At 45.1% G+C, this 24,939-nt stretch carries 18 protein-coding genes; 5 read left to right on the plus strand and 13 right to left on the minus strand.

Annotation, left to right across the window (positions count from 1 at the left end; all coding sequences use genetic code 11):
• Positions 1 to 157 precede the first annotated feature (157 nt).
• On the plus strand, positions 158 to 1,588 hold the full coding sequence (gene mltF, locus Q4Q57_RS05020; protein WP_006082473.1) for a membrane-bound lytic murein transglycosylase MltF: 1,431 nt from the start codon (positions 158 to 160) through the stop codon (positions 1,586 to 1,588).
• Between the two features lie 452 nt (positions 1,589 to 2,040).
• Here mltF and tadA read toward each other — a convergent pair whose 3' ends face one another.
• The 3 genes from tadA to guaB form a co-directional block, all read right to left on the minus strand.
• A complete protein-coding gene (tadA, locus tag Q4Q57_RS05025) occupies positions 2,041 to 2,568 on the minus strand; it encodes a tRNA adenosine(34) deaminase TadA (protein WP_259527777.1) in 528 nt (175 codons plus the stop codon).
• 152 nt (positions 2,569 to 2,720) lie between these two features.
• Positions 2,721 to 4,298: a glutamine-hydrolyzing GMP synthase gene (guaA, locus tag Q4Q57_RS05030; RefSeq protein WP_311890048.1), complete on the minus strand. Its 1,578-nt coding sequence runs from the start codon at positions 4,296 to 4,298 to the stop codon at positions 2,721 to 2,723.
• A 119-nt stretch (positions 4,299 to 4,417) separates the two neighbouring features.
• The gene (gene guaB / locus Q4Q57_RS05035) at positions 4,418 to 5,884 is read right to left on the minus strand and encodes an IMP dehydrogenase (protein ID WP_106651111.1); all 1,467 of its coding nucleotides are present in this window, start codon (positions 5,882 to 5,884) and stop codon (positions 4,418 to 4,420) included.
• A 120-nt stretch (positions 5,885 to 6,004) separates the two neighbouring features.
• Here guaB and xseA point away from each other — a divergent pair, with 120 nt between their 5' ends.
• On the plus strand, positions 6,005 to 7,351 hold the full coding sequence (xseA, locus tag Q4Q57_RS05040; protein WP_311890049.1) for an exodeoxyribonuclease VII large subunit: 1,347 nt from the start codon (positions 6,005 to 6,007) through the stop codon (positions 7,349 to 7,351).
• Between the two features lie 153 nt (positions 7,352 to 7,504).
• Here the strand turns inward: xseA and Q4Q57_RS05045 are convergent, their stop codons facing one another.
• Positions 7,505 to 9,178 (minus strand): diguanylate cyclase, encoded by a 1,674-nt coding sequence (locus Q4Q57_RS05045; RefSeq protein WP_311890050.1) that lies wholly within the window; start codon positions 9,176 to 9,178, stop codon positions 7,505 to 7,507.
• Between the two features lie 246 nt (positions 9,179 to 9,424).
• On the opposite strand from Q4Q57_RS05045, the gene Q4Q57_RS05050 reads away from it, so the two are divergent.
• Entirely contained in the window at positions 9,425 to 10,276 is an 852-nt protein-coding gene (locus Q4Q57_RS05050) for a DMT family transporter (RefSeq protein ID WP_311890051.1), read from the plus strand.
• A gap of 59 nt (positions 10,277 to 10,335) precedes the next feature.
• On the opposite strand, the gene Q4Q57_RS05055 is transcribed toward Q4Q57_RS05050, so the two are convergent.
• From Q4Q57_RS05055 to Q4Q57_RS05065, 3 genes are all read right to left on the minus strand, one after another.
• The gene (locus tag Q4Q57_RS05055; protein WP_012196813.1) at positions 10,336 to 10,875 is read right to left on the minus strand and encodes a YfaZ family outer membrane protein; all 540 of its coding nucleotides are present in this window, start codon (positions 10,873 to 10,875) and stop codon (positions 10,336 to 10,338) included.
• A gap of 165 nt (positions 10,876 to 11,040) precedes the next feature.
• Positions 11,041 to 11,544: a GNAT family N-acetyltransferase gene (locus tag Q4Q57_RS05060; RefSeq protein ID WP_311890052.1), complete on the minus strand. Its 504-nt coding sequence runs from the start codon at positions 11,542 to 11,544 to the stop codon at positions 11,041 to 11,043.
• Positions 11,545 to 11,684: 140 nt separating this feature from the next.
• Complete coding sequence (locus Q4Q57_RS05065; protein WP_011846297.1) at positions 11,685 to 13,055, minus strand: magnesium transporter; 1,371 nt, start codon at positions 13,053 to 13,055, stop codon at positions 11,685 to 11,687.
• Positions 13,056 to 13,206: 151 nt separating this feature from the next.
• On the opposite strand from Q4Q57_RS05065, the gene Q4Q57_RS05070 reads away from it, so the two are divergent.
• Positions 13,207 to 13,692 carry a glutathione peroxidase gene (locus Q4Q57_RS05070; protein WP_006080908.1) on the plus strand — a complete coding sequence of 162 codons (486 nt, stop codon included), beginning with the start codon at positions 13,207 to 13,209 and terminating at the stop codon, positions 13,690 to 13,692.
• Between the two features lie 1,061 nt (positions 13,693 to 14,753).
• Here the strand turns inward: Q4Q57_RS05070 and Q4Q57_RS05075 are convergent.
• The 5 genes from Q4Q57_RS05075 to Q4Q57_RS05095 all read right to left on the minus strand — a co-directional run bounded on the left by Q4Q57_RS05075 (position 14,754) and on the right by Q4Q57_RS05095 (position 21,711).
• On the minus strand, positions 14,754 to 16,613 hold the full coding sequence (locus tag Q4Q57_RS05075) for a M1 family metallopeptidase (RefSeq protein WP_311890053.1): 1,860 nt from the start codon (positions 16,611 to 16,613) through the stop codon (positions 14,754 to 14,756).
• A 697-nt stretch (positions 16,614 to 17,310) separates the two neighbouring features.
• The gene (locus tag Q4Q57_RS05080; protein WP_220590777.1) at positions 17,311 to 18,282 is read right to left on the minus strand and encodes a PstS family phosphate ABC transporter substrate-binding protein; all 972 of its coding nucleotides are present in this window, start codon (positions 18,280 to 18,282) and stop codon (positions 17,311 to 17,313) included.
• 229 nt (positions 18,283 to 18,511) lie between these two features.
• Positions 18,512 to 19,810 carry a phosphate regulon sensor histidine kinase PhoR gene (gene phoR, locus Q4Q57_RS05085; protein ID WP_006080905.1) on the minus strand — a complete coding sequence of 433 codons (1,299 nt, stop codon included), beginning with the start codon at positions 19,808 to 19,810 and terminating at the stop codon, positions 18,512 to 18,514.
• 80 nt (positions 19,811 to 19,890) lie between these two features.
• Entirely contained in the window at positions 19,891 to 20,580 is a 690-nt protein-coding gene (phoB, locus tag Q4Q57_RS05090) for a phosphate regulon transcriptional regulator PhoB (protein WP_006080904.1), read from the minus strand.
• A gap of 186 nt (positions 20,581 to 20,766) precedes the next feature.
• Positions 20,767 to 21,711, minus strand: a complete 945-nt coding sequence (locus Q4Q57_RS05095; RefSeq protein ID WP_012088673.1) for a porin — start codon at positions 21,709 to 21,711, stop codon at positions 20,767 to 20,769.
• Between the two features lie 291 nt (positions 21,712 to 22,002).
• Here Q4Q57_RS05095 and rdgC point away from each other — a divergent pair, with 291 nt between their 5' ends.
• The gene (rdgC, locus tag Q4Q57_RS05100) at positions 22,003 to 22,917 is read left to right on the plus strand and encodes a recombination-associated protein RdgC (protein WP_311890054.1); all 915 of its coding nucleotides are present in this window, start codon (positions 22,003 to 22,005) and stop codon (positions 22,915 to 22,917) included.
• Between the two features lie 189 nt (positions 22,918 to 23,106).
• On the opposite strand, the gene Q4Q57_RS05105 is transcribed toward rdgC, so the two are convergent.
• Positions 23,107 to 24,924, minus strand: a complete 1,818-nt coding sequence (locus Q4Q57_RS05105; protein ID WP_311890055.1) for a PDZ domain-containing protein — start codon at positions 24,922 to 24,924, stop codon at positions 23,107 to 23,109.
• Between the last annotated feature and the right edge of the window lie 15 nt (positions 24,925 to 24,939).

The raw sequence follows: 24,939 nt of genomic DNA on the forward strand, positions 1-24,939 counted from the left end.
GACCATTTTAAGCCGCCATTTTCCCCCCACGAATGATTTTTTTACGTTATCGCAGACAAACGGATATAATCCCACCAATGTCGGCCAGTTCACCACGCATGTCCCACTGTTAACTCGCTATCTATAATATTGATTTTATTTACTATAAGCATATTTAATGACACGATTCCTGTTCGCTCTTATCTTAGGTTTCTTACTGACTGCCTGTCAGCAGGTGACCGTGGACGAAACAGAATTCGTGCCGAAAAAATTAACTGAGTTAAGAGTCGGCACACTTTACGGCCCACAGATTTATATGACATCGGGCCAAGGTGATAGCGGTTTCGATTACGATATGGCGGTATTGTTCGCCGAATACTTAGATGTGCCCTTGAAAATGGTGCCCTACACTAACCGCACCGAACTGTACGAAGCCCTTAAAAAGAATGAAATCGACCTGATTGCTGCGGGCATGACAGAAACACCCGCAAGGCGTGAACAGTTCCGCCTAGGACCGCCGCTGTACCGCGTTAATCAAGTATTGGTGTATCGCGAAGGCATGCCAGCGCCCAAAGACATCAGCGACCTAAAAGGTAAGATCACTGTCATCGCCGACTCTTCCTTTGTCGAGACATTAACTCAATTGCAAAAGCATTATCCAACGCTGGTGTGGGATCAAATTACCGACAAAGACAGCGAAGAATTGCTGGCGATGATCGCCAACAAAGAAATTGACTACACCATAGCCGATTCCAGCAGCGTACAAATCAACCGCCGCTACTTACCCGATCTACGCTCAGGCCCCGTACTTGAAGAAAAGCTCGATGTAGTCTGGCTGTTGCCGCCGACCCGCAGTGATGAACTCATGAGCCAATTGCTGGCCTTTTGGCACCAAGAAAAACTGGCTGGTACGCTCGATCATCTCAACGAGAAATACTTTGGCCATGTGAAACGCTTCGATTATGTCGATACTCGGGCATTTATCCGCGCTATCGAAACCGTTTTGCCTCGCTATCGTCAGTTATTTGAAACCCATGCGGGCAATTTAGATTGGCGTAAGCTTGCGGCGACTAGCTATCAAGAGTCCCATTGGAATCCCCATGCCCGATCGGCAACGGGGGTGCGCGGCATGATGATGTTGACTCAACCTACGGCAAAAGAAATTGGCATCACCAATCGTTTGGATGCGGAAGAAAGTATCCGCGGCGGCGCGGCTTATTTGAACGATATGATCAATCGTCTGCCGGAATCGATTCCCGAGAGTCAACGTATGTGGTTTGCACTGGCGTCATACAACATTGGATACGCCCATGTTGAAGATGCGCGTAAACTAGCCGAATCGATGGAGTTAAATCCCAATGCATGGCGAGATTTAAAGAAAGTGCTGCCGCTACTGCAAAAGCGTAAATACTATCAAAAAACCCGCTACGGCTATGCCCGTGGCAGTGAAGCCGTCCATTACGTCGACAGTATTCGCCGCTACTACGACACGTTAGTCTGGGTGGATAATCAGTCGAAACAGCAAAACCCCGAAGAAGAACCGAGCGATCTTGCGTCGGAAGAACCCGCCATTCCCGCTGGAACATTGAGCCCAGAACAACCTAAGTAATCTGCATCGCCTGAGCCAAGCGTTAGAGCTAGGTTTCTAGACACTTAGGTCAAGAGCCGAGCTTCTAGACCTAAGCTCAGTGATCTCAGTGAGCTTAGGTTTAGAAGCTAGAGCCAGAGCCAAAAATAGATCCAGAACCAAGCTGGCTTAACTGGGCTGAATCCAACTCAGGTTTACGATTAAAACATCACTTAGATCAGCTTATCTGACCAGTGCTATTGCTGCACTCAAGTGCAACTGCTACTGTCTTAGGGTTATGACCTGCGATACATCTCTGCAGGGCATCGATAATAACAATGAATGGGGTCAATATGAGAAGAAAAACCATCAGCAATACTGTCGCGCGTCGTCGTACTTTACTTAAAGTTCGCCATCGTCGTATTTTGAATCGTCAGAAACTGTTCTTTACTTTTATACAGTCTCAGGATTAATCCTGTCGCTTTTACCTCTGTTTACTCAATCGCTTGCTGCGCCTTTTGAGCCTGTTTCAGGGCTTTTTTTTCCTCTCTACGCCGTTTAAAAAAACGACTCAATTGCGCGCTACAAGCGTCGGCTAATACACCCGATGTCACTTCAACTTGATGATTAAATGCTGGGTGTTGCAGTAAATTCACTACAGTCCCCGCTGCACCGGTTTTTTCATCCCGAGCACCAAAAACCACCCGCGCGATCCGGCTGTGCACCATGGCACCGGCACACATAGCACAAGGTTCAAGGGTGACATATAAAGTCGCGTCTAACAGGCGATAGTTTTCGACCAAACGCCCCGCTTCCCGCAAACATAAAATTTCCGCATGGGCGCTAGGATCGTGTTGGCTAATGGATAAATTGTAACCCGTCGCAATTTGCTGGCCGTCTTTGACTAATACCGCACCCACAGGTACTTCGCCCTCGGCTTCAGCTTTCTCGGCCATCAACATAGCCACTTGCATCCAATGTTCGTCCTGCTGCGATTGTTCATCTTGCTGCGTTTGATCCACTCACACCCTCTACCGATTAGCCAAAAAATAATGCCGGATTATATCAGTCAAACACAGATATTTCACGGTTGAGCCATTCAACTTAAGTTAATCTATCAAACAACAAAAAAGGCGCACTAGGCGCCTTTTAATCGTTAATTCAAATAATTAACTTATTCCCATTCGATCGTCGCTGGCGGCTTGCCAGAAATATCGTAAACCACACGGGAAATACCATCGACTTCGTTGATGATGCGGTTCGATACGCGACCTAAGAAATCATAGGGCAGATGTGCCCAATGGGCCGTCATAAAATCAACGGTTTCAACGGCGCGCAGTGACACAACCCAATCATATTTACGGCCATCACCCATAACACCGACTGAGCGTACAGGTAAGAACACGGTAAAGGCTTGGCTGACTTTATTGTACAGGTCGGCTTTATGCAGTTCTTCAATGAAGATAGCATCGGCGCGGCGCAATAAGTCACAGTATTCTTTCTTCACTTCACCTAATACACGCACACCAAGACCTGGTCCTGGGAACGGGTGACGATAAAGCATGTTGTATGGCAGACCTAACTCAAGACCAATTTTGCGCACTTCATCTTTAAACAGTTCGCGCAGTGGCTCAACTAATCCTAGTTCCATATCGTCTGGCAAACCGCCAACGTTATGGTGAGATTTGATCACATGTGCTTTACCTGTGGCGCTGCCAGCAGATTCAATCACGTCTGGATAAATCGTGCCTTGCGCTAACCATTTTGCATTAGCGCATTTTTTCGATTCTTCATCGAAAATTTCCACAAATACACGGCCGATGATCTTACGCTTAGCTTCTGGATCGGCTTCGCCTTTCATCGCGTCAAGGAAACGGTTTTCCGCATCAACGTGAATGATATTCAGGCCGAAATGATCGCCAAACATTTCCATCACTTGCTCGGCTTCGTTCAAACGCAATAAACCGTTATCAACGAATACGCAGGTCAGTTTTTTACCGATAGCACGGTGCAGCAACATAGCCACAACCGAAGAATCGACACCGCCCGATAGCCCTAAAATCACCTCATCATCGCCGATTTGCTTCTTCAAGCGCTCAATCGCATCTTCGATGATAGAGGAAGGTTTCCAGTTCGCCGCACAACCACAAATGTCTAAGGCAAAGTGCGATAACATCCGCATGCCTTGGCGAGTGTGGGTCACTTCTGGGTGGAACTGTACGCCGAAGAATTGCTTCTCTTCGTTTGCCATAGCAGCAAATGGGCAAGTATCCGTTTTAGCGACCGCCACAAATCCTTCAGGAATGGCCGATACTTTATCGCCGTGGCTCATCCATACGTCGAGTAAGGGTTTGCCTTCGCTGTTAACTGCGTCTTCTATGCCTTTGAATAGTAACGAATCTGTCAGCATTTCAATTTGAGCGTAGCCGAATTCACCTTCGCCCACACCTTGGTTCACTTTACCGCCCAGCTGCTCAGACATGGTTTGCATGCCGTAGCAAATGCCCAGTACAGGCACACCCGCAGTAAATACGTATTCAGGCGCACGCGGCGAGTTTTCAGCCGTTACACTTTCAGGTCCGCCAGCAAGAATAATACCGTTCGGGGCAAATTCGCGGATTTGGGCTTCTGTTACATCCCAAGCCCATAATTCACAGTACACACCGATTTCACGGATACGACGGGCAATCAGTTGAGTGTACTGAGATCCAAAATCGAGGATCAGTATCTTGTGCTCATGAATATCGCTCATGGGTAACCTTTATCTCATCTATTGTTTTAACATTGCTCAACGCGGCGATAGCCAGCCTTGAGTATTGGATCACACGCTTTACAAAGAGGCGGCTTATCGCCGCCCCTTTTATCAAACGATTAAGAACCTGAACGGTAGTTCGGCGCTTCTTTAGTGATAGTCACATCGTGCACGTGGGACTCCCCCATACCAGCTGAAGTTACTTTCACAAATTGGGCTTTTTCATTCAATTCTTGAATGGTGGCACAACCGGTTAAGCCCATGCATGAACGTAGGCCACCCATATGCTGATGGATGATTTCCTTCAACTTACCTTTGTAAGGTACGCGACCTTCAATGCCTTCTGGCACGAGTTTGTCGGCAGCATTGTCAGATTGGAAATAACGGTCAGATGAACCTTGAGACATAGCGCCTAGTGAACCCATGCCGCGATAAGATTTATACGCACGGCCTTGATAAAGTTCAGTTTCGCCCGGCGCTTCATCGGTACCTGCAAACATTGAACCAGCCATGATGCAAGATGCACCGGCCGCTAATGCTTTAGCTAAGTCGCCAGAGAAACGTACGCCACCGTCGGCAATAACCGGAATACCTAAGCCTTTTACGGCTGCGGCTGCATCTGAAACTGCTGTGATTTGTGGCACGCCAACGCCGGTTACAATACGCGTCGTACAAATTGAGCCAGGGCCAATACCCACTTTAACTGCGTTAACGCCAGCTTCAACCAGTGCTAATGCACCTTCAGCCGTAGCTACGTTACCACCAATAATTTGCAATGTTGGGTGTTTAGCACGCGTTTCACGAATGCGTTGCAAAACGCCTTCAGAATGGCCGTGGGAAGAATCGATAAGTAATACGTCAACGCCAGCTTTAACCAGTGCATCAACGCGCTCTTCGTTACCAGCACCCGCGCCAACGGCGGCGCCAACACGTAGACGACCTAACTCATCTTTACAGGCGTTAGGTTTACGTTCGGCTTTCTCGAAGTCTTTAACTGTGATCAAACCTTTCAGTTTGAAGTTATCATCAACAACAAGGACTTTTTCGATACGGTGTGAGTGCATCAATTTTTGCACTTCATCTAATTTAGTGCCTTCGGCAACTGTGACTAATCGCGCTTTAGGCGTCATCACTTCTTCTACCGTTTTGCTCCAATCTGTGACGAAACGTACGTCACGGCCAGTAATGATACCAACCAACTCGTTTGCTTCGTTAACCACGGGATAACCAGCAAAACCATTCTTCAGTGTTAATACTTTCAGATCGGCTAAGGTCGTAGATGGCGTCACAGTCACAGGTTGTTGAACCACGCCCGCTTCGTAAATTTTTACTTTACGCACTTCTTCGGCTTGTTTTTCAATGCTCATGTTTTTATGAATAAAACCTAAACCGCCTTCTTGCGCCATAGCGATCGCAAGACGAGCTTCGGTGACTGTGTCCATAGCGGCAGACACAAGCGGAATATTCAATTCAATGGTATTGGTCAGGCGAGTTTTAAGAATGGCGGTATTTGGGAGTACAGTCGAATGCGCAGGAACAAGCAACACATCGTCAAAAGTAAGCGCTTCTTTAATTAAACGTAGCATATGCAACATCTCCCCAGTTGAGTAGGATTTAGAGGTGAAATATTGCGGCGGGATTATACCTTGCATATCGGCACTGGTAAATGGAAAATAGCAAATATCCCCATTTAATTGAGTAATTCGATGCAAGGCGCCAAAAACAATATTTATACTGTCTCGCGACTCAATGGTGAAGTCAGACAAATTCTCGAGGGACAACTGGGTAAAATTTGGCTAAATGGTGAAATATCCAACTTTTCCTCCCCCAGCTCAGGTCATTGGTATCTCACCTTAAAAGACCACTCTTCCCAGATCCGTTGTGCCATGTTTAAAGGCCGTAACCAAACGGTCAGCTTTAAGCCCATCAATGGTCAGCAAGTGTTAGTCAAAGGCGCGATCAGCGTGTATGAACCCAGAGGCGACTATCAATTATTGATTGAGTCCATGCTGCCAGCAGGGGATGGACTACTCGCCCAGCAATTCGATGCACTCAAAATGAAGCTCGCCGCCGAAGGATTATTCGCCGCCGACACCAAAAGATTGCTGCCAAAAAACATCCAACGCATTGGCGTAATTACTTCGCCAACCGGCGCAGCGATTCGCGATGTCTTACACGTACTCGCAAGGCGCGACCCTTCAATCGAAGTCATTATCTATCCGACTCAAGTTCAAGGCGAAACTGCGGCACAGAGTATTTGTCAGGCAATCAATATCGCCAACCAACGTTTAGAGGTCGACGTATTATTGCTTACCCGTGGTGGCGGTTCGCTTGAAGATTTGTGGTGTTTTAACAGCGAAGCCCTCGCCCACACAATTTATAACAGCGCCCTGCCCGTGGTCAGCGCCGTCGGCCACGAAGTCGACACCACCATCAGTGATTACGTTGCCGATATTCGCGCCCCAACACCATCTGCAGGTGCAGAGTTGTTATCCCAAGATAGCGACAATAAGACGCAAAAACTCGCAACAGCTTTATCTCGCCTGCAACAAAGTGCGAAACATTATCAACTTAAGCAAGAAAGACGGCTCAGCTTGCTTGAGCACAGATTGCAGCGCCAAGATCCCAAACGGACCTTGCAGCAGTTCGAGCAAAGATTCGATGAGATGCAATTAAGACTGGAGTCGGCGCTGTCGAATCGCTTGCACATACTCAGCCGCCGTCAGCAGTTGCTCGCAAGTCGCCTTGAACAGCAATCTCCCAAGCATAAGCTCGCCATTGAGGGGAACCGCCTAAGTTATCTTGCGAGTCGCTTACAGGATGCATTACAGGACAAACTCAGCCAAAGTGAGCAACGGATAAAATACGCGGCCCATCAACTCGAAACCGTCAGCCCGCTTGCGACCTTGAGCCGTGGCTACAGCATCACCACTGACATCCACAATCAAGTGGTCGACTCCACGGATAAGCTGACAATCGGTGATAGCCTGCAAACCCGCTTGCGCCATGGACAAGTGATTTCAACCGTCACTCAGATAAAGCCGCTTGAGTAAGTTGATAGTTAGAATACTGATATTTATAGCTTAGATAAGCAATTTTATACTTAAGGTAAAAACAACAAGGCGCAGAATTTATCTGCGCCTTTCTATGTTGTCTAGTTTTGTTCTAGCATCCCATGAAAATGATTTTATTGAATGCTGAATTGGCTAGCTTAAATGCAGTCTCACATCGACACCACGGGTATCGGCATACTCTTGGCGACGCTTATCTATTCGCGATTGGTACAAATGAGTATCAGCAGAACGCAGCCATTCATGGGGATCGGCCACCTCAGAATTTAACGATATTCCGAAACTACACTGACAATCCTTAAAGCCTTGGCTGGCTAATTGTTCGCCTAACCCATTCAATGTACTCAGTAATAGTGGGATACCCACAGAAGGTGTCACAACTACAAACTCATCACCACTAATACGATAAAGCTTTATATGCGCGAGATCCGTTGCTTGCAATAATTTCACTATCATTTGCAATAGCCTATCGCCCTCTTGATGGCCGAGCGTTTCGTTAACACTTTTCAGACTATCAATATTCAATAGCGCTAACGCCATTGGCTGCACTACTTTATCGGCGAAGCCTAGTTGCGAATTCATATACTCATCAAAGGCATAGCGATTACCTACTCGGGTCAAACCATCTAAACGTGCCTTTTCCCATGCAATCGCTAACTCTTCAATATGCGCCTTACGTTCCTCCGCCAGTAACTTAAGCTTATTCGCTAACGCTAAGGACAACAGCAGCGCATCGGCCGTGCCACCCATCAGCGTCGCCAGCTCAGCATGTTCAATGAAATCAGGGGTTAGCCCCATATTACCGGGTAAAATAATTACCGCAGGCAAGAGTAAACAAGTAAAGGCGAGAATAAAATAACGCGCAGGAGCAAAGCCTTTCATCAAGCATACATTACCGCAGGTAATCGCTAGGGCAATCCACAGCATAATTAGCACAGAGGCAATAATCGCCGTATAGGACAACAACCAAATACTGGTCGGCAAAGCCACAATACAAGCAAACATTAAATACTGACTGAGGCGCCACAGTCGCGGTGAGTAGCTAGGTAACTGCAAGAAGTGCTTGTAAAACATGATATTAAAAATGGGCAAACTGATGAAAAACAGATGATGCAACTCAAGATAATGGAAATTAAACAAGTGCGCTGGCAAATGGAAGGTCAGTGCCCAGCCACCAAAATACGCGAAGACGTAAAGGCCATAATAAAGAAAAGCTTTATCGAGAATAGAGATATAAATCAGAATATTATATAAGGCGATAAATAATAAGCCGCCTAGGCACAGCAGCACGGCCATGGCGAGGCGATCAGACATCAACTGATGATCCGTCACGCTTTGTAGGGCAATCTCGGGAGGCGATGAATAATAACGGCTACTCAGCTTAACTAACAGCCAATAATCCGTACCCATATTTAAGGTAACCTTACGGCCATAATCGAATAAAAATTCGTAGGGGGCGGTGTAACCGCTGTGGGCATGTTGTGTACTGCCATCACTACCGAGTATCCAGTAATCAACAGATTCGATAATTGAATTACTCGCATCCACTACCCAATTCGACTGACGCTGATTGACCATCACAGGCGTGATCATCCAATAGTCACCGCCAGTTAAACTCACAGAATTAGCTTCATCGAGTTGGCCCATCCAATTGGGCACAGCATCAAACTGTTTCGGGGGCTGTTGATCCGCTTGAGCATGGAACAAATACGGCGAATCGAACGCAATTTCAGCGCTTAATACAGAGGGACTTAATGTCCATATAAAAAGTAAAAAACACCAAAATAGGGTTTGTTTAAGTTTGTTCATCGGCTTATTAAGTTAAAGGGCCATAGATCATTTAAACAGCTATGAAGTAAATGCTAATGCTGTCAATCTTAGTCGATAGTTGGAATTGTAGGTTAACTTTATGGCTACATTTAGTTTTTTACAATCAATTAGGCTAAATTAGTCGAATATCCCATGTCGTATGGAGGTATTTTAGTCTCAAAATCCAAACCGTGGCCTGAAATCAAAAATACAACTTAATACTGACTTATTTTTTGCTGGGTTCCTATGCTGCCTCTATTGATGATTTTAGCCGCACAATTACTGATTGCCAGTGGCAACCTGTTAGTGAAGTTGCTTGAAAATGATGTACCCGTGTTCCAACTGGTGCTCTACAGACAACTCTTTGCCACCTTGCTAGTGCTGCCTTTCGTATGGCGCTTACAGGGTAACCTCAAGCTGAGCCCTTATTATAAAGTGCATCTTTCCCGCGCCCTATTGATTGGGCTCGGCAACGCCATTTTTATGCTCGCCATTTTGCATCTTCCCCTCGCAACAGTAACCGCCGTGATTTATACCTCACCTTTGTTACTTCTGGTGCTTTCTGCGTTATTTTTACATGAACGCATCGGCTATCGACGCTCAGTTGCGGGGATCATTGGCTTTACTGGCATTTTACTCATCAGCCAACCAACAGAGTTTAACCTGTATATAGGTTTAGCCATTTTCGGTGCCATGACGTCGGCATTGAATAGTTTGATTTTAAAGGCCTATTCGACCCATGAACATCCTTTCTCTATGCTCTTTTGGTCTAATGCCTTTGCGATGATATTTCTGATACCAGCGACCTTATACGAAGGCGCGGATTTTAGTTTGCCAGTAGCACAGGTGGGATTAACGTTGGGACTATTTTATATTGGTATGACTTATCTCATCATCCATGCCTATCGACGTGCCGATGCGAGCCAAATGGCGCCTGTAGAATATACCGGATTGATTTTTGCGGCCTTGTTCGGCTGGTGGATACTTGATGAAGAACTCAGCCTAGTGATGTTAATCGGTATCGGATTAGTCATTTTCTCATCCATATTGCCCAGCTACAGCGAGCTAAAAGCAAAATGGAAAAGCCGGCGAAGTTGACCTCGGCCGGCTCTTGTCATCGACTGCTAAATTAACGCAGTGAGATAAAACGATTGATTTTAGAAGCGGAATTTGCCGCCAATATACACGCCATCTTCGAAAGTAAAATCGCGCGCATCATCGTACTCATAGGCAATCTTGCGATAACCAACATAAAACGCCATGTTTGGCGTTACGCGGTATTGTACTTTTGAATCGAGCTCATATTGACCATCAACATTACCAAACGATAAGACTGACGGTGCGTAGTAAGCGGCGGCGTGTAATGAAATATTAGGTCCCATAGATAGCGCATAACGGCCACCAACAGAAATGGCGCTACCATTTGGAGAATAATCAGACCAAAGCTGGCTTAACTTAGCGCCAACTTCAAAGTGATGCACGCCCACATCATGGGTCATGTGCATTGCACCTTGGGCAATATGGCCGCCCTCGTCAGCATAGATATAACCTAACACTGCGTTAGTATCTTTGCTCAATTGCAGTTCTAACTCAGTAGAAACCACATCGTTATTCAACCCAAGATTAAATTCTGACGCATTCACTTGCAGCGCTGCCGCACTCAATAATAAAACACTTGCTACTCTGAACTTAGCCATAAAAACACCTCAATAAATGACTGTGGGTAATAGCCGCGGATCATACCGAATAAATAAAGAAAATCAGCCTATTTGCGTATAAATGGGGATTTTTCGCGATGGATATACAAATGTAAAACAAACTCGAAACAGTTGAAGATCTAAGCCTTTTCACTTACAGCACAATTACACCGCTTGAATACGATCACCCACTAAAGACTGCATTATCGCTTCAGCGTCGACATTGGCACTTAAGGCTAAATAATACCAACCCACTGTGTTGCCCGTGCCGCGGATACTCAAATAATCACGCCAAAATTGAAAGCCCGCCTTCAACAAATTGGCTTGGCTCGACGTATTCTCGGCGCGAATAGTGGCGTATAAAATCGAGATCCCTAAAGCCTTCGCCACTTCGATACGTTTTTGCGTTAAACCTTGGGCAATGCCTTGACGTCGATAATGGGACGACACCACCAGATAACCCAGTTCACCAACAGTGCTTTTACCGGCTTTTATCGCAGCGCAACCGACTATCTCGCCCTCAAGGGTTTTCGCTAAGATCACCGCACGAGAATCGAAAAATACCTGATGGTCCAGCGGATGGGCGTTATCATCACGCCCATCAATCAATTGTGCCGCCAGCGCTAATTCCTCTGGCTGTTCACTTATTACAAACTGAATGTCACTCATATCCAGATTAAACCGTTAATGTTGCCAACATACGAGGAATGCACGCCACTTAGCTGTGCACTCATATCCCACTTCGCTTTCACTCTCAAACTACAAATCTAACAGAGCACTATTGCTATAACTGTTTATATACCAATGCACTACAGATACAAGAGGGTCGCCATACCTAAGAAAGTAAAGAAGCCCACCACATCTGTCACTGTGGTCAAGATCACTGAACCCGACAGCGCCGCATCTTGATTAAACTTCTGCAGCACCATAGGCACGACCACACCAGCAATTGCTGCCACGGCCATGTTAATCAAAATTGCGCAGCCAATCACTATGCCTATGGTCGCTTCACCGAACCACCAGCCCGCGACTAAACCTATAACTATCGCCCACAAAAAACCGTTAACTATGCCAATGCCGAGTTCGTTCTTCATTAACGAAAACAAGTTACCCGCTGAAATCTGTCCCATAGCCATGCCGCGGATCATCAGCGTCAACGACTGACTACCCGCAATGCCGCCCATAGAAGCCACAATCGGCATCAATACAGCTAACGCAACCACTTGGGATAACACATTTTCAAATAAGCCAATCGTCGCCGAAGCGAGGAAAGCCGTCAGTAAATTGATCCCGAGCCACACAGCGCGGCGCTGGGCGCCTTTCATAATCGGCGCGAACAAGTCGTCGGACTCATCCATACCCGCAGTTGCCATCAACTGCGCTTCATAATGTTCACGCACTAAAGCGGTCGCAGTTCGCAGCGTCACGCGACCAATTAACTCTCCAGACTCATCGATCACAGGCAATTCGATTTCGCGGCTGTGCTCTATCGCTTCGGCCGCTTCCAATAAACTTGTGTCAGCGGATAACGCACGGCTATCCTCGGACAAGAGTGAAATCAATAATTCATCGGGATTATGTTTAAAAATGTCATACCGACGCACTGTGCCTTGATACTTATCCTGATCATCAACGATAAACAAATTGTCGTTACAATCGAGTTCAATACGGCGGAAAAAGCGCTGTGCCTGCGCAACGCTCGCCTTATCACTGAGCACCAACATTTGATGATCGGTATAACGGCCGATTTCATTCTCAGAGTACTGATCGTAGAGTTCGAATCGTTGTCGCTGACGCTCGCCCATCTGAGCCAAGGCGCGATCGGTAAAACTTTCAGGGAGATAATCACTCCACTCAATTAAATCTTCTGGGCTTAACTGAGCAAATAGCAAGTCCACTTCATTGTCGGGCATCCGTTTGAGGATCCCCATGCGCGGATCGGCACGCATTAAGCTCAACACTGTCACTCGGTCAGCAAATTCAACTTGCTGCCAACGCTCGTAACGCTCATCCAAGGGCAAGGATTCAAGCGCTAAGGCTATGGTTCCAGGTTCTGAGTCATTCAAAATTTCGCTAAACACTTCAGCTTGTTCTTCGCCTTCAACTTCAGTGAGTTGTTGAACAACCTGCCCCACGTCCGCTTGCATGTTTGTTTCGTATTCTGCGTCATTTTCTGTCACACAGATGCCCTTTTCTTTAGCTACAAAATTGCTGTAACTATATTGATAATTAAGTAAATTAGCAAACCCGCAAAATGAATTGCACACAACTATATTGCTGAAAATCATTTTTGGGTTTATGCTGTTTGACTAAGATCCTATGGAGGTGAACATGACTACGAATATATACAGCCAATCAGCGACTGACATTCAAGGCAACACAGTAAGTTTAGAGCAGTATCGAGGCAAAGTACTCTTGATCGTTAACACCGCCAGTGAATGTGGATTTACACCGCAATACAAGGGATTAGAAGCATTATATCAAGAATACAAAGATCAAGGATTAGTGATTTTAGGCTTTCCTTGCAATCAATTTGGCGCCCAAGAAAAAGCCGATGAGCAAGGAATTCAAGCCTTTTGTGAATTGAATTTTGGCGTGACGTTTCCGCTATTTTCTAAAATAGAAGTGAATGGCGAACATACTCATCCACTTTATCAATACCTTAAGAAAGCTGCTCCCGGTGTATTAGGTACTCAAGGTATCAAATGGAATTTCACCAAATTTTTAGTTAATCGCCAAGGCGAAGCGATTGAACGATTTGCATCGACCACGAAACCCGAAGCATTAGAAAGTAAAATTGCCGCTTTGCTAAAATAATTTACTCGCTATCTATTTGAAATTTTGCGTTTTATAAAAATTTAGATTTATTTTAACTTTTTTATGGAACTTTAACCGTACAAGCCCCCTCAAATGTATTGAACAGTGAATGTCTTTTTCATGTTCATCATCTCCCTGGGGCTTCTAGCGCGGCCCCCTTGACCTAGGAATAGGTCACTAGGCAACCATTGGGTTGCCTTTTTTTATCCCAATGATTTACATGTAAAATAAATGTAATGTCTCATTTCAACTGCTTTTTATCTCTCAGAAATTCTTTTTTAAACTTTTTGGTGTTTTTTTGCGATATCGATGAACTTAATTAAAAATGGCGACTCTGAGTATAGGTAAGGATTAACGGATAAGATTAAATGCACCTTGAGAATGAAATATGTGAAGTCGCAGTTTCATCTACTCAAATGACACAGTTTCTGTTTTATCGCATTGAGTCGAATTAGTTGGTCGTTCATCATCATCTCCCTTTTGGGACACAATAGAAAACACGCTAGCGCACTGAATTCTACTTGTATCCCGCACTGATTTCCTTGTGGCAACCTTAGGTTGCCATTTTTTTGCTTAAATTTCAACAAGCACTAACGCTAGCTCATAGATTAATAAGCTGACACGCGTTTAATTTTTATCGCTATGATTTTAATGTAAAACAAATGTAGCACTTAAGTGTGAGCACTCAATATTTACCAGAAAAATACCTCAGAAAATCTTTTTAAACTTTTTGAGATTTTTTTCTGATATCGGTGAACTTAATTAAAAATGGCGACTCTGAGTATAGGTAAGGATTAACGGATAAGATTAAATGCACCTTGAGAATGAAATATGTGGAGTCACAGTTTCATTCACTCAAATGACACAGTTTCTGTTTTATCGCATTGAGTCTAATTAGTTGGTCGTTCATCATCATCTCCCTTTTGGGACACAATAGAAAACACGCTAGCGCACTGAATTCTATTTGTATCCCGCACTGATTTCCTTGTGGCAACCTTAGGTTGCCATTTTTTTTGCCTAAATTTCTATACGCACCTAAATCTCTATAATCGCCTAAATATCTATAATATTAACGACTTGTCTAATTGAACTTGAATTGAAGGGTGATAACCTGCGCGAGCCTTTGTATAGATATCTTTTAATTCAGTATGATACCCCGCGATTTGCAGCTCAGCATAAAGTGGCCGCACAAATTTACCGCGTCCAATACGCACTAAATAAGCACTTAAAGCCGGCAACACAGGGTCGTAATGATTGCGAATCGCCACTCTAAACCAATCACAGGCAATTTCCGCATTAGTCGATTGAGTGAATCGGAACGTTTCGTCCAGATCCATCAGTTGCACTTGGCTGACGACTTCAGGTAATTGGGTCAGAAAATACTGCCAATGATGTACTCGCCAATCTTTCACGCTTAATTGGCTCGCGGCCGTTCCCTGTAAAAAACTCGCCAGCGCATCATCGACTTTATCTAAACTCATGGATGTTGGTCCGCAATATCCCTCGGGCAAACCTTTGCCATAAATCCACGTTAACAGCTCGGCTTCAGAGATCTTATCTGAGTGAAATGGCAGTAAGGTTTGCTGCGCGTATTCAACAAACACTTCGGTGGTAATCGCCTTGAAGGCAAAATGATCCACATAGTTGCGCAAAAATTTATCGAACGCCACTCGTCCTAACCTGCGCTCGAGATCATGGACAAACATCGAGGCTTTATCATAGGTAAAACGATTAAAGGCAAGGTTGGGATCGCCCTGCTGCACATTGGCGGGCAAGGTTTGTTTATCCTTAGGCAAAGACGCCATTTCTTCTGTTAAGCGACCAAACTCTATCACCCACTCCAACTCTGCTTGTTCTTTGCAGTAAACCGCTTCCACAATACGGTTAGTAAAGTAAGTCGTGAAACCTTCGTTTAACCAGAGATCTCGCCAGGTTGCATTACTGACTAAATTGCCCGTCCACGAATGCGCTAACTCATGGGCAACGGTGGAAACCAAGCTTTTATCGCCGGCGATGAGTGTGGGCGTTAAAAAGGCTAAACGCGGATTTTCCATCCCGCCAAAGGGGAAACTCGGCGGCAAGATAATCATGTCATAACGCCCCCACACATAAGGACCTAACAATGACTCGGCAACCTCGAGCATATGTTCGGTATCTTCAAACTCTTTTGCGGCGGCCGCCAACATACTTGGCTCAGTATACACCCCGCATCTTGGGCCTATCACTTGAAAGGCAATATCACCGACTGCCAGCGCCATCAAATGGGTCGGAATAGGTCGCTCCATCTCAAAGTGAAACACACCATTAAGCGGCGTGTCGGGATGATTCATCGCACTCATAACAGCTCGCATACCTTTGGGCACTTGCACTTTAGCATCAAAGGTTATCCGCGCCTTAGGCGTATCCTGCAGTGGGATCCAGCTACGAGCATTGATCGGTTGCGATTGACTGAAGAGATAAGGTAACTGTTTACCCGCAGTTTGCTCAGGCGCTAACCACTGTAATCCTTGGGCGGCTGGAGAGGTGTGATAGTGAATGCAAACCTGCTTGCAAGGTGACGTTGGCAAACTGATGCATATTTTTTGCCCGAGAATAGAATTGGCTTCACTTAGTATAAAATCGAGCGGTGCTTCATTTTCTGGTATCGAAACACTCGTTGTATCAGTAGCATGCACGGCAGTAACCGCGAGTATGGTGAGATCGCGGCTATCGAGCCAAAGTTCAGTGACATCAAGCTCAAGGTAATCCAAGGACAGCGTCGCTTTGCCAAAAAGACGCTGCGCGTCAAAATCCACCAGCAAATCCAAAGAGACATGGGTCACTTGCACTTGTTCGGTATTAGCAAAAGAATGGTAATCTCGGGTGAAATCCCAAGTCGTGGCATCCGCTAAGGTATTCTTAGTCTTAGTTGGTTGTAACACTGTCGCCTCAATATTCAAGTTATGGGCACAGGGCGATGGGCGCTAGCCCCCTATCTCTGGCTCAATTGTAAAGGGTAAGTTTGAATGCATAATAGTGAACGCAGCTGTAGAGCAATACTGCATAACTTGTCGTTGTTATAACGACTCACAGCCATAACTCATCACAGATTATTAGCCATTATTATCGACTGCACATTTGCTCAGAGGCAAATCGTAGCAGAGTTTTAGATCAGCTTATCGGCGAGTTTTTGTAACAATTCATCTTTGGCGGCGATCACAGAGCTGCAATCGATTCTCTTGCGTCATGCAAGAATTGCGGGGCAATAGTCTACGACGCCAATTCCGAGGTACAAACCGAGCAAAAAATAGAGGCTCACACCTCTTTAAAAAAACAAATGCAAAATTATTTAAAATATTTCGCACTTTCTCTGAACTAATTTAAAGATGTTGAGTCAGATATTATGAACCGAATCTTTGCAATGAGTTTCTTCGTTCATCATCATTCTCCTTTAGATGGTTTCTAGCGCGACCGTCCCAAGATTCCGAATTGGAATTTACAGCAACCTATTTAGGTTGCTTTTTTTATGCCTTTTATTTGGCATCTACCAGACAGAATGACCAAACATCATCGCCCAGATAAAACCCCAGAAACAAAAAAGGACCTCCGAGGAGGTCCTTGATTAACAAGCCGTTTGGCTTACAAGCGGATACCCACTTTTTCTAAATCTTTGGCTACAACACTTTTCGGAATAGTAACATAACCATCTTTTTCAACGACTTGCTGGCCTTGCTTAGACAACACGTAACGGATAAATTCTTTTTCCATTGGTGCTAAGTCTTTATTTGGTTGCTTGTTCACGTAAACATATAGGTAACGTGATAATGGATAAGTACCGTTAGCTGCGTTTTCTGCCGTTGCTTCGATAAACTCATTACCTTTTTTAGCAATTGCCACTGCTTTAACACCAGCGGTTTTGTAGCCAATACCTGAGTAACCAATCGCGTTTAGAGATTGAGAAACTGATTGCACAACAGATGCAGAACCAGGTTGCTCGTTCACGTTAGCTTTAAAGTCACCTTTACACAGTGCGTGCTCTTTAAAGTAACCATAAGTACCTGATACAGAGTTACGACCGTAAAGTTGTACGTCTTTAGCAGACCAGTTACCGTCTAAACCCAACTCACCCCAACGTTGGATATCGCTGCTACCACATTTGTGAGTAGAAGAGAAAATACCATCAACCTGTTCAACGCTTAAACCTTTGATTGGGTTATCTTTGTGTACGAATACAGCTAAAGCATCGATAGCTACACGAATTTCAGTTGGCTTATAACCATAATGTTTTTCAAACGCTTCGATTTCGTTAGGCTTCATCTTGCGGCTCATTGGGCCGAATTGTGAAGTGCCTTCAGTCAACGCTGGTGGCGCAGTAGAAGAACCTGCCGCTTGGATCTGGATGTTGACGTTAGGGTACATTTGTTTAAATTCTTCAGCCCAAAGTGTCATCATGTTGGCTAACGTATCTGAACCTACAGATGATAAGTTGCCTGACACGCCACTTGCTTTTTCATAGGTTGGCAGAGATTGATCAATCGATGCCATCGCAGTTGCAGAGAATACACCAGCGGCTGTTAGGGTAATCGCGCCGACAAGCTTTTTCAGTTTCATTATGTGCTCCAGTAGTAAGCTAACTAATTTGTAACTTAAGTTTCTTCAGACGCAGCCAGTATCAATCGCTACAATGACAATTCTATGTCCGTGATGTGACACTTAGATGACAATGCGTTATATATCGATTTTTTCTGTCATTAATAATGAACTCAGTAGCCCTAGAAATAAAAAACAGGCCATAATGACCTGTTTTTATTATTAATTGCGAATATTTCACTTAAGCAATTTACTTCTTACGCTCGATAAGATGTAAAGGAATAACAAAGCTAAACGTACTGCCTTTACCCACTTCACTGCTGATTTTAAGCTCACTGTGATGATGGTTAAGCGCATGCTTTACTATCGCAAGACCTAGACCACTGCCACCGGTTTGCCTTGATCGCGCACTGTCTACCCGATAAAAACGTTCGGTTAATCGACCTATGTGCTGAGGTGCAATGCCTTCGCCCGTATCCGTTACGCTAAAGATAGCTCCCGTTGCCATACTGCGCCACTGCACTGTGATTTTACCACCGGGTTCAGTGTAACGAATCGCGTTAGAAATCAAGTTAGAACAAGCACTTCTTAGCTGTAATTCATTACCGTGGGAATCAAGCCCAGGTTCGCAATAGAAGCTCAGCTCGTATCTGTCTTGTGCCAGCGCTTTAGCTTCCTCCTTGAGCACTTCCATCAGCTGCGTCATGTTCACTGTATGTTCGAGGTTGATATCGGCCGCATCTTCAATCCGCGATAACATTAATAGCTGTTCCACCATAGATTGCATTCGCCGCGTCTGCTGCTGCATTAAGGCCAGCGGCTTGACGTTCATCGAATCGGGCTCAGCCATGCTTTGCATCATTTCGAGATAACCCTGCAACACAGTGAGCGGCGTTTTGAGCTCATGTGACACATTCGCGACAAACTCTTTACGCATACCCTCGAGCTGACGTATACGGGTGATATCCCGCGCAATTAACAGTAGCTGCCTATCACCGTAGGCCATGATACGGATCTCAAGCAAACGCCTATCCGATACCGGCGATGGTAACTCCAGCGGCTCTTTGTATTGTGCGGATTTAATATAAGCGGAAAAATCAGGATGGCGGATCAAGTTATCAATACGCTGGCCATTATCCTGCGGCCAAACAAAACCGAGAATAAGCTGCGCTAACTTGTTGCACCATAAAATATTATGCTCTGAATCGAGCACCACAGCGGCATCGGGTAACGCTTCTGCACCTTGGCGAAATCGCGCCAGCAATGCGGCCAATTGACCGACACGTCGACGATTCTTACCTTGGAGGCGATAAATACCGTTAAACACCCCTTCCCAACTCCCACTGCCCTGCGGCGGCGTGAGTTTTCTATCGCGCCATAACCAAAAGTTAAGCCGTGATAATTGTCGGTAATGCCAGCAAACCAGGCCTAGCATGCCGAAAAAGAGTATCCAGAGAAGTTTCCCTACCAATAAACCTATTAGCGCGCAAAGCAGTAGATATAAGGCTAAGCGCGTAAACAACCGGTACCCTGAATAAGAGTCAGACATAGATAAACCCAAACATCAGGCTAAATAAGAGGAGCACAAGATAGCCTAAAAGCTAACTTGTGCCTAACACTTATTCGGCACTAAATGCGTGTAGAGAAACGATAACCTGCGCCACGAACCGTTTGGATCAAGCGGTCGTGACCAGACTCTTCAACGGCTTTACGAAGGCGTCTGATATGCACGTCAACGGTTCTGTCTTCAACATACACATTGGTTCCCCACACATTGTCGAGCAGCTGTTCGCGGCTGTAGACACGTTCTGGGTGGGTCATGAAAAAGTGTAATAAACGAAATTCGGTTGGGCCCATATCTAATACAGTATCGCCTACGCTCACCCTGTGGCTCACAGGATCGAGCATTAAGCCCTGCACATCAATGGTTTCTTCTAAACGAGTCGGTGCACTGCGACGCAATACGGCCTTAATACGTGCGACAAGTTCTTTAGGGGAGAAAGGTTTAGTGATGTAATCATCGGCGCCGACTTCGAGACCTTTGACTTTATCTTCCTCTTCACCGCGGGCAGTTAACATGATGATCGGAATTTGGCGCGTGAACTCATCTTGCTTCAAGCGTTTCGCCAATTGAATACCACTTCCGCCAGGAAACATCCAATCCAATAAAATCAGATCGGGGTAAGGCTCCTTTAGCAGCGCAATGGCCGAATCAAAATCTTCCGCCGCAGAGGTCGTAAACCCATGCTGTTCCATTACAAAAGTCAGCATCTCGCGGATGGCTAACTCGTCTTCTACTATCAATATCCTTGCAGTCATAAGTGATTTTCTGTCAGTGAATGTCAACACGGCTATTATTAGTCATTTTTATTACAGATTTATGAATTAGCACGCCGTTTGAGCCATATAGTAGTAATATTTGTCATAATAAGTTTATATAACTGTTTGTTTATAGCAATAAAAAAGGAGGCAATATGCCTCCTTAATTGAATCTTAATACTGGATTTAGAATTTGTGTTCTAAGCCAACACCGATATATTTGTCATCATCAGTAGACGCTTCTAACGAACGATTGGTGTAGAAAGCGAAGACTTTAGTAGGTTTAGCCAGTGCATAATCAGCACCTACTGACCATGAATCACCTTTGTCTTCCATGTCTTGATATTGTGCTTTCAAAGTAACAGCATCGATATCGTAAGCGGCACTGAACAGGTAACCATTAACGCTATCGGTCGTTACAGGCAGCGCGTTTTTATAAGTTTCTTCCTGTTGTTGGTACATACCGCCTAAAGTTAAATTAGCGATTTTGCCTTGAACCGATGCACGCAGGATTTCATAACCTTTCACATCTGAGTCATATGCAATAGCAGCATAGATAGGTGATTTTTTCAGTTTAGCGTCACCGTACATAGCGGCTAAGCTGAAACCATCTTGACCCTGTTGGTCAGCATCACCTTCAGCAGCATAAGTCGCACCGAATACAAAACCGCTGATTGATGGAGATAAGTAAGTCGCAGTTTGACCTAAACGGTTGTCGCCTTTGAACAGGCTTTTTAAGTCGCCAGATAAATCGTTGAATTGGTCAACGTTACCTTGAGAGATTTTTAACAGCGTGTCGTTACGACCAACTGAGAACGAACCGAATGCGCCTTTTAGGCCAACAAATTGGTTACGAGCTTTAAAGTTGTCGCTAGTCGCAGCACCTGTATCAACTTCGTATTCAACTGTGTAGAACGCTTCCAGCGAGCTAGACAGTTCGAAATTACCCTTCACACCAAAACGAGAAGCATTACTTTGAATAGTTGTTGTAGCATCACCTTTCTCATCATTTGATTGAGCGGTGACATTCAACTTACCATAAACAGTCAGTGGCTCAGCGGCATAAGCTGAAGCCAGAGTTGCAGAAGCTAGCGCAGAAGCAAGTAGAGTTTTACAAAAAACGTTCATCATTTAATCCTTTCGACGTTATGTTCGTCTTGGTTATTGGTTTGGAACGACCGAAAGTGTGCAATGAATGTGTTTCAGTTTTATTTCAATTGTGACTGTTTAGTGCGCAAGGTAAAAAAGCTGACGCTAAGCTTGGTGCTAAACCCAGTAAAGATGGGGCCTACAGCCGAGTTAATTCTTATGTTACAGTTTAATGAATTCTGATTAGCCACTAGAAATTAGCTGTCGAACACAGGTTTACCCCGCCCAAACTATGCCGTAAACTGCCACTTTAATTTTCAATGAGCGCCTCTTATGTGGTTTAAAAATCTTACTCTTTATCGTTTCAATAAACCTTTTGCCGTCGAAACCGAAGCGCTAGAAACTGCGTTGGCCGATTTCACTTTCTCCCCGTGCTCAAGCCAAGATGTCAGTAAATTTGGTTTCTCAAATGCGTTAGGCAAAAAAGGCAGTTCTTTGGTACACAGCGCCGACAATCGCCATCTGATCTGTGTGACTAAAGAAGAGAAAATCCTCCCAGGCCAAGTCGTCAAAGAAGCCCTAGAAGAAAAAGTCGCCCTCATTGAAGATGAAGAAAATCGTAAGATGGCGAAAAAAGAAAAAGATGCGCTAAAAGATGAAATCATCACAAGTTTACTGCCACGCGCTTTCTCGCGCCGCAGCCAAACCCATGCCTTGATTTTGCCAGAACTGGAAATGATCCTTGTCGACAGTTCAAGCGCCATTAAGGCCGAAGAGTTGTTAGCACTCCTACGCAAAGCACTCGGTAGTCTGCCAGTGATCCCATTGAGCTTTAAAGCGCCAGTCGAATCCAATTTAACCGAATGGTTAAAACTTGGCAGCGCGCCATTACCTTTTGAAATGCAAGATGAAGCTGAACTTAAATCCGAAGCGGATGAAGGTGGTATTGTGCGTTTCAAGCAGCAGGATTTAAAAGAAGACGAAGTATTAGCTCACCTCGCAACAGGCAAGCAAGTCCACAAGTTAGCACTGCATTTCGGCCAATCGATTGCACTATTATTGCAATCGGATGCCAGCGTTAAACGCCTTAAATTCTCAGAAGAATTTAGAGCGGGTAACGATGAAGTGGGCACTGATGACCCTATGGCACGTTTAGATGCAGACTTTGCCTTAATGGGCAGCGAATTGGTCGCCTTGATGCATGCACTCGTGGCAGCACTAGGTGGACTCGAAGAAGCACAAGTTTAAGCTGAATTAAATTTAACGTGAGTTAGGTAAACTTAAGTTAGCGACTCACTCGTATTCTTCTTATATGAATAACTTGAAATACAAAATAACAAAAAGCGCACCGTCTAAATGAGGGTGCGCCTTTTTTATGACAGTTAAACGCCTAAATTTAAGGCATTCGGCCTAATCGCAAGCTGAATGCCATTTGATTTAGTCATTGGTTTTAGACACTAACCCACCTTTATTATCAAACGGCCAATCAATGCCTAACCAAGCCTTGAAGAAGGCTTTTTGCTGTTTAGTCGCTTTCGTATCGCCCTTAAGCACTAGCTTACCGCTTTGCTGTTCACTAAGGGTGAGCTTAACTTGCTTGATTTTATCGTTGCTGAATAATGTTACTTCAATGCTATCGCCAGCCTTAAAGTCGTTTATGCGCTTATCAAAACCTGCAGCCGTCACCTTAAGACCATTAATCGCTAATACTTCATCCCCCGCAACAATCCCCGCTTGCCATGCAGGGCCATTACGCAGCACTTGGTCTAACACTAAAGAGCCATGGAAGCTGCTTAACGTCATGCCGGCAAATGCCTGGGCTTTTGAATCTTTACCATAGGACAAAACTAACCCAGCCTGCGATAACAACTCAGGGAAATCTAAACTCATCGGGCTATTCACGTTTGCATGCCACCAAGGCGCATAATCTTTGCCGGATAAGTCTTTGAGGATATGCTGCACATCGCTAACACCATAGCCCTTTGGCACACGGTGATCTTGATATAAACGGCGATGCACATCGCGATATGAATGCTTAAGTTTCGTATCCTGCAGCAGCGAGAAATCTAACGCCAAAGAGGTTAAATAACCCTCAGAATAAATATTCACACTGTGATTAATCGCATAATCGCCGCCCGTACTGCTCCACTCTCCAGCACTCGCCTCGGCGACTGATTGGGTTTCACGCCCTGGAGTAAGCTGGTTTTTCTCCACGCGTTTAGCTAAGTCTTCGAGGAACTCTTTAGGCGTCATCACCCCAGCACGCAGCAGTAACTGACCTTGGAAATAACTGGTAGAGCCTTCGGCCATCCACAGTAATTCCGTCATGTTTTCATGTTGATAATCGTAGGGCACGAGTCCCGCAGGACGATAAGCCTTTACGTTCCAAGTATGGATAAACTCATGGGATGCAGTGCTAATAAAGCGCAGGTAATCCTTGCGTTCACGAAAACTAAAACGCGGCAATTGGATAACCGTAGAATTTAAATGTTCTGTCGCGCCACTGGCGCCGCTAGTGGCGTGCACCATATACACATAACGATCAAAGGGATAATCATCCCAAATCGCCTTTGCTTGACCACTTAATGCCGTTAAATCCTTTACCACTTTATCGGCGTCATAGTTACCTTCACCCCAAAATACCAACTCATAACTTTTGCCATTAGCGCTGAATTGCTTATGGGTGCTCACACCGGTTTCGATAGGGGAATCAATTAACACATCGTAATTCGGTGCGATGAAAGAATGCGCAGGTGCGCCTGAAGCCATGCCCGAGTAACTTTGCCACGCTTCAGGAACGTTCAATTGAACCGATATCGGCTCAGAGCGAAATTGCGGGCTATACATGAACACGCCGCTGGCATCTAAGTAGGCATGGCTCGCATCAATATGGCGCACCCTTTGGCCTAATTCATTGGCATACAACTGATAACTAACCGTTACGATGGTTGGCTGCGTGAGCGCGACTTGCCATTCACCGCTCGCGGTACGTTTCCATTGCAGTTCATGACCTTGACTATCTTTAGCACTAAATAAGCGCACACCATCGGCCAAAGGCAATACTTGATATTTACCCGTGCGCCATACAGGCAGATTGACCGTAAAATCCGTGGTCTTCACTTCAGGAAAAGTGACACTCACTTGGGCAATATGATGCTCGGGTTTAACGAGGTCAATTTGATATTTCACATCGGCTAATACTTGGCCAGAAAATAACGCACTTAATATCAAGATTGATAATCTGTTGGGTTTCACTCTTGCTTCCTTCTG

Source organism: Shewanella sp. SP2S2-6 (assembly GCF_031931965.1).
Taxonomy (GTDB): Bacteria; Pseudomonadota; Gammaproteobacteria; order Enterobacterales; family Shewanellaceae; genus Shewanella; species Shewanella baltica.